This window comes from Cobetia sp. PS-4MA, from assembly GCF_057670765.1.
Genome location: NZ_CM173107.1, coordinates 220,976 through 233,750 on the forward strand (window position 1 = coordinate 220,976; position 12,775 = coordinate 233,750).

At 62.0% G+C, this 12,775-nt stretch carries 8 protein-coding genes; 5 read left to right on the top strand and 3 right to left on the bottom strand.

The window, feature by feature from the left end; all coding sequences use genetic code 11:
• Positions 1-467 precede the first annotated feature (467 nt).
• Both thpD and AC26AR_RS01055 read left to right on the top strand, forming a co-directional pair.
• The gene (gene thpD, locus AC26AR_RS01050; RefSeq protein WP_333781927.1) at positions 468-1,574 is read left to right on the top strand and encodes an ectoine hydroxylase; all 1,107 of its coding nucleotides are present in this window, start codon (positions 468-470) and stop codon (positions 1,572-1,574) included.
• Positions 1,575-1,792: 218 nt separating this feature from the next.
• Positions 1,793-2,527, top strand: coding sequence for a fumarylacetoacetate hydrolase family protein (locus tag AC26AR_RS01055; protein WP_176493727.1), 735 nt, complete (start codon positions 1,793-1,795; stop codon positions 2,525-2,527).
• Between the two features lie 207 nt (positions 2,528-2,734).
• Here the strand turns inward: AC26AR_RS01055 and speA are convergent, their stop codons facing one another.
• From speA to AC26AR_RS01070, 3 genes are all read right to left on the bottom strand, one after another.
• Positions 2,735-4,633 (bottom strand): biosynthetic arginine decarboxylase, encoded by a 1,899-nt coding sequence (gene speA / locus AC26AR_RS01060; RefSeq protein ID WP_077378572.1) that lies wholly within the window; start codon positions 4,631-4,633, stop codon positions 2,735-2,737.
• Positions 4,634-4,796: 163 nt separating this feature from the next.
• Positions 4,797-5,759 (bottom strand): homoserine kinase, encoded by a 963-nt coding sequence (locus AC26AR_RS01065; protein ID WP_084209458.1) that lies wholly within the window; start codon positions 5,757-5,759, stop codon positions 4,797-4,799.
• Between the two features lie 205 nt (positions 5,760-5,964).
• Positions 5,965-6,294 carry a DUF2782 domain-containing protein gene (locus AC26AR_RS01070; RefSeq protein WP_488107406.1) on the bottom strand — a complete coding sequence of 110 codons (330 nt, stop codon included), beginning with the start codon at positions 6,292-6,294 and terminating at the stop codon, positions 5,965-5,967.
• A gap of 343 nt (positions 6,295-6,637) precedes the next feature.
• On the opposite strand from AC26AR_RS01070, the gene polA reads away from it, so the two are divergent.
• From polA to AC26AR_RS01085, 3 genes are all read left to right on the top strand, one after another.
• Positions 6,638-9,526 carry a DNA polymerase I gene (gene polA / locus AC26AR_RS01075; protein ID WP_488107407.1) on the top strand — a complete coding sequence of 963 codons (2,889 nt, stop codon included), beginning with the start codon at positions 6,638-6,640 and terminating at the stop codon, positions 9,524-9,526.
• A 124-nt stretch (positions 9,527-9,650) separates the two neighbouring features.
• The gene (locus AC26AR_RS01080; protein ID WP_488107408.1) at positions 9,651-10,718 is read left to right on the top strand and encodes a type I restriction endonuclease; all 1,068 of its coding nucleotides are present in this window, start codon (positions 9,651-9,653) and stop codon (positions 10,716-10,718) included.
• Positions 10,719-10,997: 279 nt separating this feature from the next.
• Positions 10,998-12,575, top strand: coding sequence for a sigma-54 interaction domain-containing protein (locus AC26AR_RS01085; protein ID WP_488107409.1), 1,578 nt, complete (start codon positions 10,998-11,000; stop codon positions 12,573-12,575).
• Positions 12,576-12,775: the final 200 nt, after the last annotated feature.

Sequence of the window (12,775 nt, forward strand, 5' to 3'; positions counted from 1 at the left end):
GGGCATTAAGTGTGCCAACTAAATTCACAATAGTTCACAACAACTTACGCTTATTGTCTGGTGATCATTCGCGATGCGATTTGCAAAAGGCGAAGCGTATTGGGGTGAATTGTCAGGAAGCCATGACAAGGAATGAGGCGATATATGAGACATGATGTCTTTCATGCATGAGGCGCGTGGCCACCGCGTGAATGATGAAATGATCTATCGGGGTGACTGAGGAATCTTGTCATCCGTGAGACACAGGAAGTCTCATGTTTTCGCGAGAACGGTGATGGCGGGGGTAGTGCGCGATTGAATGGTCTTTTAACGAACTCGGGGATCAGGCGTCTGTGATTAATTCATGATTCATGGGGTTGAAGTCTGTGTCATGGCCCATAGGTGGGACAGTGCGGCCAAGCCGCAGGAATAGAACGCCGGATTCCTCTTTCCTCAATGCAAGCCATTGATGCCTTAAGGAGAGCAAGATGACAGCTTCACGCCACATGACCTCGTACAACGCCACCGCTGCGCTTTCGTCCAAGCAGCGCCACCACCACGAGATGGACGGCAGCAACGCCAGCGATGGCGCAGAGTCCTCCAATCAGCGTCTGGGTGTTCGTCAGGTCGATGCCGATCGCGATCAGGCGCCGGAAGCCTATCTGGACAAGTCAGGCAGCGACCGAGGCTCCTCCCACTCGCGCGACGCCTACCCGACGCGTCTGAGCCAGCCACCGCAGCACCTGTGGCAGAAGCGCCGCGAGCCCGTCGTGCACTCGCGCGCCGACGAGGGGCCGCTGGGGGCTGAGCAACTCAAGCGGTTCGAGCGCGATGGCTTCCTGTTCGAGCCGGAATTCCTGGCCCCGGAAGAAGTCGAGACGCTGAAGGCCGAACTGGCTGCGCTGCTGGAGCAGGAAGATCTCCAGGGTCGTGATTTCACCATCACCGAGCCCAAGAGCCGCGAGATCCGCTCCATCTTCGCCGTGCACTTCCTGTCGGAGCGCTTCCGCCAGCTTGCCGAAGACCCGCGCCTGATGGATCGCGCGCGCCAGATTCTGGGTGGCGATGTCTATGTCCACCAGTCGCGCATCAACTACAAGCCGGGCTTCGAGGGCAAGGGCTTCAACTGGCATTCGGACTTCGAGACCTGGCACGCCGAGGATGGCATGCCGGAAATGCGTGCGGTCAGCGCCTCGATCATCCTGAATGACAATCACCACTTCAACGGCCCGCTGATGCTGATCCCCGGCTCGCACGAAGTCTTCGTGCACTGCCTGGGCGAGACGCCGGAAGACAATCACAAGTCTTCGCTGCAGGCACAGGAAGTCGGTGTGCCCTCGCGCGAAGCGCTGCGAGAGCTGGTCGCCGAGCGTGGCATCGAGGCGCCCACCGGTGCCGCGGGTGGTCTGCTGATGTTTGACTGCAACACCTTGCATGGCTCCAACGCCAACATGTCGCCGGACCCGCGCAGCAACGCCTTCTTCGTCTACAACCGCGTCGACAATGCCATGCAGGCGCCGTTCGCGGCCTCTCGTCCGCGCCCTGAATTTCTGGCCCACCGTGCCGATGGTGGCTGGGATGAACTGGAAAAATGAGCCGCGCGTGACAGACCGCCAGCGTGAGCAAGCGAAAGGAAAGACCGAAAGGCTGAGCAGGCCAGTGGACTGAACTGCACAACCCGGGGTTGCGTTCAGGCGGCGAAATCTCGGACGTTGGTGTGGTAGTGGCAAGCCGGCGGGGCGGCGTAAGATTGAGACATCTCTCATCGATCATCTCTCATTGATCATCCATCACGCCCCGACAGGAGTTCTGCATGCCGCTTGCTCAGCGTTTTACCCCACGTTTCAGCGATGGTCGTGTCTTTGCCCATGATCTCGGCAAGGTGGTGTGCGTGGGGCGCAATTATGCTGCCCACGCCGCGGAGCTCGGCAATGAAGTGCCCAGCGAGCCGTTGCTGTTCATCAAGCCCGCCACCAGCGTGGTGCCCATGGACAAGCCGCTGCCGCTCTCGAAGCGACGTGGCCAGTACCATTACGAGGCCGAGCTTGCGCTGCTGATCGGCAAGCCACTGTGCGAGGCGAGTGAAGACGAGGCGCTGGAGGCATTGGCCGGCATGGGGCTGGCGCTGGATCTCACCCTGCGTGAGCGTCAGAGCAAGCTCAAGGCCAAGGGCCAGCCGTGGGAACTGGCCAAGGCCTTTGACGGCAGCTGTCCGCTGTCCTCCTTCGTCGCGCTGGAAGGCCCGCGCTGGCGTGATGGCGAAGGCGCACTGCATGATGTCGATTTCCAGGCACTGCAGTATCGTTTCGCCATCGACGGCGAGCAGCGTCAGCAGGCGGATACCCGTCTGATGCTGTTCCCTGTCGCGCGGCTGCTCAGCGAGATCAGCCACAGCTTCACGCTGCTGCCCGGCGACGTGGTACTGACCGGCACGCCGGAAGGGGTTGGCGAGCTGAATCCGGATCAGGCGCTGGCACTGACGCTGGATGCCCCGGATGGCAGCGGCGAGCTGTTGCGTGTCGAGACACGCACGCGCGGCGTGGCATGACGACTGGGGCTGACTGGGGCTGAGACAGCCCTGAGCGAGTAGCCAGCAGCCCTGAGCGAGTTCACAGCAGCCCTGAGCGAGTTAAAAAAAGAAAAGCCCCTGCCGGGATTCCGGCAGGGGCTTTTGCTGTCTGGGCTGCTGCTTTCTGGTCTTTTGCGCTCAAGGCTCGAATCTCTGAAGCAGAGATCGGCTCAATGACGGAAGGGCTCAGCTCTCCAGGTAGGTATATCCTTCCAGACCTGCCTTCAGGTCCTCGAGCAGGTCTGCCTGTTCCAGCGCGTTCAGATTGGATGACTTGAGCTGACGCGCGAGGCGGGCCGCCAGCTGATCCGGGTCGAAGTTCACGTAACGCAGCACCTGCGCCACGCTATCGCCCTGGATGGCATGGGAAAGCTGCCACTGGCCCTCGTCGTCGAGGCTGGCGTCCACGGAATCGGTATCGCCGAACAGGTTGTGCAGGTCGCCGAGGATCTCCTGATAGGCGCCGACCATGAAGAAGCCGAGCAGCTTCTCTTCCTCGGCATGCCATTCCGGCAGCGGCAGGGTGGCGTCCAGGCCCTGGTCATCCACATAGGTGTCGATGCGGCCATCACTGTCGCAGGTGATGTCCTGGATCACGCCACGGCGAGTCGGCGCGCGGTCGAGACCGGTCAGCGGCAGGATCGGGAAGATCTGCTCGATGCCCCAGATGTCCGGCAGTGACTGGAACAGCGAGAAATTGACGAACAGCTTGTCGGCCAGCTTCTCGTTGAGCTCATCGAGCACCGCGCGGTGCGAACGCTGGCGTGCATCGAGGCGCCCGGCGAGACTGCGACACACGTTGGTGTAGATGGCCTCGGCCTCGGCACGGATGGCGATGCTCGCCAGCCCCATCACGAAGCGCTCCTGCACCTGATGCTGGGCATGCACCACGGCGTGGTAGATCTCCACCAGCTCACGTGGCTCGAGCGCACCTTCCAGACGCGCGGCCTGTGTCCACAGCGCGGCGATCTGCAGATCATCCTCACGCGGCGTGGGCAGCGGCAGGTCGACACGCTCCTCGCCGATCACGTCCGTCACCAGCACGGCGTGGTGAGCGGTCAGGGCACGACCGGATTCGGAGATGATGTGCGGATGCGGCAGATCATGCGCCTCGCACACCGCGTGGAACGCCCCGACCACATAGTCGGCGTATTCGCGCATCGAGTAGTTGAGCGAGCAGGCGCTTTCCGAGCGCGTGCCTTCGTAGTCCACGCCCAGGCCACCGCCGACATCGACGATTTCCACGCCGGCACCGGCTTCATGCAGCCCCTGATAGAAGCGCGCGCACTCGGCCAGGCCGCGCTGGATGTCGCTGATGTCCGCGATCTGGGAGCCGAGGTGGAAGTGGACCAGCTTGAGGCAGTCCAGCGCATCCACTTCGCGCAGGCGCTCGACCAGCGCGACGATCTGGCTCGCCGTCAGGCCGAATTTCGACTTCTCGCCGCCGGTGTTCTGCCAGTTGCCCTTGCCGATGGTGGCCAGGCGCGCGCGCAGACCGATGCGCGGCCGCACACCGAGACGTTCAGCTTCTTCCAGTACCAGTTCCAGCTCGCTGGCCTTCTCGACCACCAGGTGCACGCGGTGGCCGAGCTTCTCGCCCATCAGCGCCAGACGCACGTACTCGCGGTCCTTGTAGCCGTTGCAGACGATGACCGACGGGCCATTGTCCGACAGTGCCAGCACGGCGAGCAGTTCCGGCTTGCTGCCCGCTTCCAGGCCGACACGCCCGCGCGAGCGTTCGCTGGTCGCCAGCAGTTCCTCTACCACGCGACGCTGCTGGTTGACCTTGATCGGATAGACGGCGGTGTAGCTGGCGCCATAGCCGCGTGAGCTGATGGCGGCATCGAAGGCGGCGCACAGCTGCTCGACACGGTCATGCAGGATATCGGCGAAGCGGATCAGCAGCGGCAGTCGCAGGCCCTGGGCGCGGGCCTTGTCGATCAGCGAGATCAGCGGCAGCGCAGGCGTACCCGGTTCGCCATGGGGGCGCACCAGCGTCAGGCCATCCTGGCCCACGTCGAAATAGCCGCTGCCCCACTGGTCAATGTTGTAGGTGCGGCGTGCTTCGGCTGCAAAGGAGGTCATCGCGGTCTCCGGAGATGGACGGCGTGAAGGCAAGCCCGGCGGTGCTCAGCGGTGTGGGCAGCGTCGGAGAAGACAATGGCGCCCGCACGGATGCGGGCGCTCAGGGGGCGCATTATGCCTGCTGGGGAGGCGCAGGCAATCGCTTTGCCACTTGCGTGGGCATTCAGGCCGGCTGGGTGGCGTCGGGCAGCGGCAGGGCGCCTTCCTCGATGCGCCGGCCCAGCAACTGGCGATACTGCGCCGGGTCCTTCGGCGTCAGGCTGTGAGCGGGCGGGTCCACGTAGACCACCAGCAGGCGTGACAGCCAGTAGCGCAGCGCGGTCATGCGCAGCATGCTCGGCCACAGGCGACGTTCGTCAGCGTTCATCGGGCGCTCGGCCAGATAGGCGCTGAGCAGGGCGTCATAACGCGCCTGATCCAGACGGCCATCGTCATTGGAGCACCAGTCATTGACCAGAATCGACAGATCGAAGATCAGGTCGCCGGTGCAGCCATTGTAGAAGTCGATGATGCCGCCGAGGCGATCGCCGTCAAACAGCGTGTTGTCGCGGAACAGATCCCCGTGCAGCGCGCCCTGTGGCAGGTCGACGCCACTGAAGACGTCTTCGCAGACATCGATCTCGTCAGCCATCAATGCCTGGTCTTCCGGGCTCAGATAGGCCAGCACCTTGTGGTGCATCGGCTTGATCCAATGCAGGTCACGGGTGTTGGGGCGCTGGCCGGTGAAGTGCTGCGAGACGGCGTGCATGCGCCCCAGCGCCGCACCGATCTCGCGGCACTGGGCGACATTGGGCGAGACGGGCCACTTGCCCGGCATGCGCGGAAACAGCAACGCCGGCTTGCCTGCCAGCGTCTTGAGCGCCTGACCTTCGCGGTCATGCAGCGGGCCGGGCACCGGCAGCTGGTGGCCGGCGAGGAAGTCGAGCAGCTCGACGAAGAAGGGCAGTTCCTCATGCTCGCCCTGCTCGAACAGGGTCAGCACCATCTCGCGGCGGTCGGTGGTGACGAAGAAGGTCGAGTTCTCGGTGCCGTGGGCGACATCTTCAAGCGATGTCAGCGTGCCTGCATCGTACTCTGCCAGAAATTCTGCGACCTGAGCCTCGCTCAGGGGGGTAAAGACTGCCATGGGTGACTCTTCTCGCCGAAATGTGTCCGCCCCATCAGTGGCGCGCCGCTGGACCGACGCGGCGGCAATGCGCTGACAGGAGTTGTTGTCGGTAGGCAGGAGGGAGACCTCCATGCCCGGGCCGAGCGCAAGGGATGCGTCCGGTCCGGGCATGATGCCCGTCACTGCCGGGTCAGATGCCGCGTGACCCGCAATGCCGAGCTTATCACTTTTTCCGCGCCCAGCCGGGCACCTTGAGCTGACTGGCCTGCGACACGCTGGAACGGGTGAAGTTGCCGTTGCCATCACTGTCGAGCAGGAAGAAGGGCGTGCCCCCCTTGGGGATGATCTCGATGGCGTACAGATGGCCATTGACGCGGTATTCGCGCAGCTGGCGGTCATCCTGCTGACGGCTGGTGACCTGTGGCTTGGGGGCATCACTCTCGGCCACGGCCAGCGGGGCGCCCAGCGCGGTGATGGTCAGCAGCAGAGCACTCGCCAGCAGCGTGGGCAGGCGCAGCGTCGGGTGCGGAGCAATCGAAGCAGTCGTGCGCATGGCATTCCTCCTTTAACACGTGAGCCTTCATCGCAGGGAGACTGGCGACAAGGCCCCGTACACAAAAGTCCTGAGCGCAAAGATTCTGTGCGCAAGCGTGCGGAGGGCAAGCGAATCGGCGATGGCCAGAAACCTTGCCTGATGGGCGCAGTCTACGACTCTTGTCAGCCGCGTGCACGATTTCACTGTCCCTGGGAGCTGCCCGAAAGCCGGTCCATGCCCGCGGCGTGACTGTGCCTCGCCGCAGCCCTTGCGTATCATGACAGCCATTGATGCCGAGAGAGTTTCGGCCCCGACTCTGCTTGCCCCAAGCTCACCCTTCAGCCTACGGATGCGACTGCTCATGGCCGCCACGCCGATCGTTCTCGTCGATGGATCTTCCTACCTCTATCGTGCCTTTCATGCCCTGCCGCCGCTGACCACCTCCAAGGGCCTGCCCACCGGCGCGGTGAAGGGCGTGATCAACATGCTCAAGAGCCTGATCCGCCAGTATCCGGACAGCCCCATGGCGGTGGTGTTCGACGCCAAGGGCAAGACCTTCCGTGATGACATGTACCCCGAGTACAAGGCCCAGCGTCCGCCGATGCCCGATGACCTGCGCCTGCAGGTCGAGCCGCTGCATGCCTGCGTGCGCGCGCTGGGTCTGCCGCTATTGTGCGTGGAAGGTGTCGAGGCCGATGACGTCATCGGGACTCTTGCGCGACTGGCCACCGAGGCCGGGCGTGACGCCGTCATCTCCACCGGCGACAAGGACATGGCCCAGCTGGTGAACAGCCACATCACGCTGGTCAACACCATGAAGAACGAGACGCTGGACGTGGACGGCGTCACCGAGAAGTTCGGCATTCCGCCCAATCTGATCATCGACTTCCTCGCGCTGATGGGCGACAAGGTCGACAACATTCCCGGCGTGCCGGGTGTGGGCGAGAAGACCGCGCTGGGCCTGCTGCAGGGCATGGGCGGCGGTCTCGACACCATCTACGGTGACCTCGATCGCATCAAGACGCTCAGCTTCCGCGGCGCCAAGACCCTGGCCAAGAAGATGGAAGCGCACCGCGAGGATGCCTATCTCTCCTATCGTCTCGCCACCATCAAGCTGGACTGCGAGCTGGAGCATGGCCTGGAGGACCTCGCGATCGCCGCGCCGGATACCGCCGCGCTGGTCGAGCTCTACAAGGAGATGGAGTTCCGCGCCTGGCTGAAGGAGCTGCTGGAAGGCGGTGACATGGCCGCCACCCCGCACGCCGATGAGAAGGACAGCGGTGTCGCCGGCGGTGATCTGTTCGGCGACAGCATCGCGCCCGTCGCGGAGAAGGCCTCCGGCAAGGGCAAGACCGCCGCTGCACCGACGCCTGAGCTGGATGCGGCGGGTGACGAGGACGAGATGCCCGAGGCGCTGCCGCCGCGTGAGGAGCGCAACTACCGCGCCATCACCGAGCAGGCCGAGCTGGACGCGTGGCTGGAGCGCGTGCGCAACGCCACCTCGCTGTGCTTCGACCTCGAGACCACCAGCCTCAACTACATGGAAGCCGAAATCGTCGGCATCGGCATGGCGCTGGAGGTCGGCGAGGCCGTCTACATCCCCGTCGCCCACAGCTATCTGGATGCCCCCGCGCAGCTGGAGCGCCAGGCCGTGCTGGAGGCGCTGACGCCGATTCTGGCCGATGGCGCCATCACCAAGATCGGCCAGAACCTCAAGTACGACATCGAGGTGCTGGCGCGCTATGACATCGCGGTGGCCGGTCCGCTGGCCGACACCATGCTGATGTCCTATGTGCTCAACTCCACCGCGACCCGTCACGACATGGACTCGCTGGCGCTCAAGTACCTGGGCGAGAGCACCATCAGCTTCACCGACATCGCCGGCAAGGGCGCCAAGCAGCTGACGTTTGATCAGATCGCGCTGGAAGAGGCGATGCCCTACGCCTGCGAGGATGTCGACATCACCCTGCGCCTCGCCGCGCTGCTGATGCCGCGCATCGAGAAACTGGGGCGTCTGGGCGAGGTGCTGCGTGATTACGAATACCCGCTGATTCCGGTGCTGGCGCGCATCGAGCGCAACGGCGTCGCGATCGACCCCGAGCGCCTGCACGCCCAGACGCGTGAGCTGACCGAGCAGATCCACGACATCGAGAAGCAGGCCTTCGAGCTGGCGGGCCGCGAGTTCAACCTCTCTTCCCCCAAGCAGCTGGGCGAGATCCTCTTCGAGGAGCAGAAACTGCCGGTCAAGAAGAAGACCCCCAAGGGTGCGCCGTCCACCGCCGAAGCCGTGCTTGAGGAGCTGGCGCTGGACTACCCGCTGCCCAAGCTGATCATGCGTCACCGTGGCATGACCAAGCTCAAGAGCACCTACACCGACAAGCTGCCGCAGCTGGTCAACCCGACCACGCGCCGCCTGCACACCAGCTACCATCAGGCCGTCACCGCCACCGGGCGTCTGTCGTCTTCCGATCCGAACCTGCAGAACATCCCGGTGCGCAGCGAAGAGGGCCGTCGCATTCGTCAGGCCTTCATCGCACGCCCCGGCTATCGCATCGTCGCGGCGGATTACTCGCAGATCGAGCTGCGCATCATGGCGCACCTCTCCGGTGACAAGGGGCTGCTCTCGGCCTTCGCCGACAACCGTGACGTGCACGCCGCCACCGCCGCGGAAGTCTTCGGTACCGAGGAATCACGTGTCAGCAGTGACCAGCGTCGCAGCGCCAAGGCCATCAACTTCGGGCTGATCTATGGCATGTCCGCCTGGGGCCTCTCGCGTCAGCTGGATATCGACCCCGGCCAGGCCAAGACCTACATCGAGCGCTACTTCGAGCGTTATCCGGGCGTCGCCACCTACATGGAAGACACTCGCCACCTCGCCGCCGAGCAGGGCTATGTCGAGACCATCTTCGGCCGTCGTCTCTACCTGCCGGAAATCGGCTCGCGCAATCACGCGCGTCGCAGTGCTGCCGAACGCACCGCCATCAACGCCCCGATGCAAGGCAGCGCCGCCGACATCATCAAGCGCGCCATGATCGATGTGGACGCCTGGCTGGCGGGCAATGACGGTGACAAGGCGTATGACGCCATGATGGTCATGCAGGTGCACGATGAACTCGTCTTCGAAGTCGCTGAAGCGCAGGTCGAAGACTTCATGAAAGACGTTGCCCAGCGCATGCAGAACGCCGCCTCCCTCGACGTCCCGCTGCTCGTCGAAGTCGAGCAAGGCGACAACTGGGAAGAAGCGCATTAATGCGACGGACTTTTTAAGCAATAACAAAAACCCCGCCTCGGCGGGGTTTTTGTTATTAACTTTGACAGTTATCCTTATCAGGGCAAAGATCTAGGAGCTAGCTTTTACACAGGGAAGAAGAAAAATGCGCTTAATAGAACGTTTCCAGCCATTAGTCCGTCGTGCACGTGATGAAAGTTCTCACATTACGACCGAAGAGGCCACCAAGACGGCGTTAATATTACCCATGTTGCAGATCTTGGGGTATGACGTTTTTAATCCTCGCGAGGTCATTCCAGAGTATATTGCCGATATAGGGAAGAAAAAGGGCGAGAAGGTTGATTATGCCATCATGAAAGATGGCGAGATATCCGTGTTAATTGAGTGCAAGCCCTTGGGTATGAATCTTGACCAAGCCCACTTCACCCAGCTTTATCGTTATTTCAGTGTGACGCCTGCGCGCTTTGGTGTACTCACGAATGGTGTGGAGTATCGCTTCTTCTCGGACTTGGATGACAGGAATAAGCTTGACGATCAGCCTTTCTTCCGTTTCGATCTGCTAGATCACAACGATCGTGATTTAGAGGAGTTGAAAAAATTCAGTAAAAGTGATTTTGAAGTTGATAATATTCTTGGCTCTGCAAGTCAGCTTAAGTATATCTCGCTTATACAAGAAGAGTTTGCTTCTCTCATTACCGACGTGCCTGAAGACTTTGTGAAATTTATTGTGTCGCGTGTCTACGAAGGGCGCATGACTCAAAGTGTGGTGAGTGAGTTCAAGCCAACCGTTTATGATGCAATTCAACAGTTTATTCGTGAGCAGGTGGATACTCGACTCAAGAAAGCGCTTAACTCCAGTGACTTGTCAGTTAGCGACGTTATGAGAAGTGATCCTGTTGAAAAAGAGGTAGAGCCAGAAGATGGCATTGAAACCACGCAAGAAGAAATTGACGCCTATAATATTGTAAGAGCTTTGGTTTGCGCCAAGGTTGATATTGAGCGTGTTGTCATGCGTGATACTAAAAGCTATTGCGGTATTTTGCTTGATGATAATAACCGCAAGCCGATTTGTCGCCTGCGCTTTAATGGTAAAAGCATCAAAAGAGTCGAGTTTTTTGATGATGACGCCGATCGAGTAGAGATCAAAGACGTTAAGGACATTTTCTTGTTCAAGGAACGCTTGTTGAACACTATTGATAAATATATCCAGTAAATAGTGTTGGCTGATAAGTAAACCCCGCTCCGGCGGGGTTTCCTTGTTTTTGGGGCGAGTGTCATCTGGCAAGTTCTAGTTCTACATGGAATGGTCCACAGCTAGATCGCGAGTATAAGCAACCACCGCATGTGCTGACCTAGGGAACTCCTACGACCACTGGCTACGTTGATCCTTGGCGGTGGTAGGCCGATGCTGTAGGTGGTGTCCGGTTTTCCGGACGCTGGCCGCGGAATGGCGCGGCACACAACAATCAGATCCGGCGGGTGTGGTGGCAGCATGATGGCCCCCACGATGACCGGACACGCCAAGGGAGAGTCGGTGATGGCTCAGCAGATACCAGTGTCAGGCGCGGTGGGTGGAGCGAAGATGGCTGCCCCGCTGCGCAACGATTCACCTGCCACCTCGATTCATGTTGAGCGGGCGCGTCGCGAGTTGCTGCGAGCCGCGATGGATGCGGTAGAGGAGTGGGTGGTGGTGGTGGATGCCCAGGGCGGTATCCAGTTTCTGAACGCCCCCTATGCCGAGTTTCTCGGGGTGGAGGCCAGCGAGGTGCTGGGGCGCGATGTCAGCGAGGTGATCGAGAACACCCGCATGCATGAGGTGCTGGACAGCGGACGCGCGGAGCTGGCCCAGCTGCAGTTGATTCGTGGCCACCACATGATTGCCCACCGTTACCCCATCTTCCGCGATGGCGAGCTGATCGGCGCCATCGGCTCGGTGCTCTATCACGACACCTGGGAATGGCGGCAGGTGAATGCTCAGGTCCAGGCGCTGGAAGCGGAGGTGGACTACTACCGTCAGGCGCTGGAAACCCCCAACGGCGCGCGCTGGCAGTTGAGTGACATCATCGGGGATTCGCCCGCCATGCGGGAGCTGGCCAGCAAGGTACGCAAGATCGCCCCCGGCGGCGCCTCGGTATTGATCCGGGGCGAGTCCGGTACTGGCAAGGAGCTGTATGCTCATGCGCTGCATCGCAGCTCGGCGCGTGCCAAGGGGCCCTTCATCAAGCTCAACTGCGCGGCGATTCCCGAAGCGCTGCTGGAGGCGGAGCTGTTCGGCTATGAGGAAGGCGCGTTCACCGGCGCGAGGCGAGGCGGCAAGCCCGGCAAGTTCCAGCTCGCGGATGGTGGCACGCTGTTTCTCGATGAGGTCGGCGACATGCCGCTGGCGATGCAGGCCAAGTTGCTGCGCGTGCTGCAGGACCGTGAGGTCGAGGCGGTCGGCGCGACACGGCTGGTCACCGTCGATGTACGAGTCATCGCCGCCACGCACCGCCCGCTGGAGGCGCTGGTCGAGAGCGGCGAATTCCGCGAAGACCTCTTCTATCGCATCAACGTGGTGCCACTGCAGGTGCCGCCGCTGCGCGAGCGCCGTGACGACCTGCCGACCCTGGCCACGCATCTGCTGTCACGTCTGGCGCGTCGCAGTGGCCGCCGTCCGCCGATGCTCTCCGAGACCGCGTTGGAGCGCCTGTGTGCCCATCACTGGCCCGGCAACGTGCGCGAGCTGGAAAACGTCCTCGAAGCCGCCTTCTATCTGGGCGGCAGCCATATCCAGCCGACCGATCTGCCGGATGCCATCGGTGCCCGGCATGGCGATGCGCGGCATGCAGATGCCCGCCGGACTGAATTATCCACACCCCCCTCGGATTCAGCCGAGCTTGCTGCTTCCGACACGCCAGTGGCAACTGGCTCGCTGCGTGAGGCGATGGCTCAGGCGGAGCGCCAGCTGATCGTGGACGCGCTGCGCGCCGCCAATGGCAATCGCACCCGCGCCGCCCGTCAGCTCGGCATCGCCAAGTCCTCGCTCTACGAGAAGCTCAACCGTCATGGCCTGTTGGCCGAAACGCCCTGATCGAGAGTGGTTTCACCTTCCCGCCACAGACGTGGGGGCAAAGCGTCCGGAAACTCGGTCAATGACCGGAATTCCGGACGCTTTGCGTGTCACGCCACCCCACGCCGTGCCTGCCCGCATGGGGTCTGCCTTCCACTATCGGCATATTCGACTGGAGTCGTAGACCGAATTCATGTCAGCGCGCGACCTTGGTCGCAGCC

Bases quoted from the DNA above. Each gene is read 5' to 3' on its own strand.
- AC26AR_RS01065 (WP_084209458.1), bottom strand. From the start codon at position 5,759: ATGGCAGTCTTTACCCCCCTGAGCGAGGCTCAGGTCGCAGAATTTCTG.
- AC26AR_RS01085 (WP_488107409.1), top strand. From the start codon at position 10,998: ATGATGGCCCCCACGATGACCGGACACGCCAAGGGAGAGTCGGTGATG.
- AC26AR_RS01080 (WP_488107408.1), top strand. From the start codon at position 9,651: ATGCGCTTAATAGAACGTTTCCAGCCATTAGTCCGTCGTGCACGTGAT.
- AC26AR_RS01055 (WP_176493727.1), top strand. From the start codon at position 1,793: ATGCCGCTTGCTCAGCGTTTTACCCCACGTTTCAGCGATGGTCGTGTC.
- speA (WP_077378572.1), bottom strand. From the start codon at position 4,633: ATGACCTCCTTTGCAGCCGAAGCACGCCGCACCTACAACATTGACCAG.
- AC26AR_RS01070 (WP_488107406.1), bottom strand. From the start codon at position 6,294: ATGCGCACGACTGCTTCGATTGCTCCGCACCCGACGCTGCGCCTGCCC.
- thpD (WP_333781927.1), top strand. From the start codon at position 468: ATGACAGCTTCACGCCACATGACCTCGTACAACGCCACCGCTGCGCTT.
- polA (WP_488107407.1), top strand. From the start codon at position 6,638: ATGGCCGCCACGCCGATCGTTCTCGTCGATGGATCTTCCTACCTCTAT.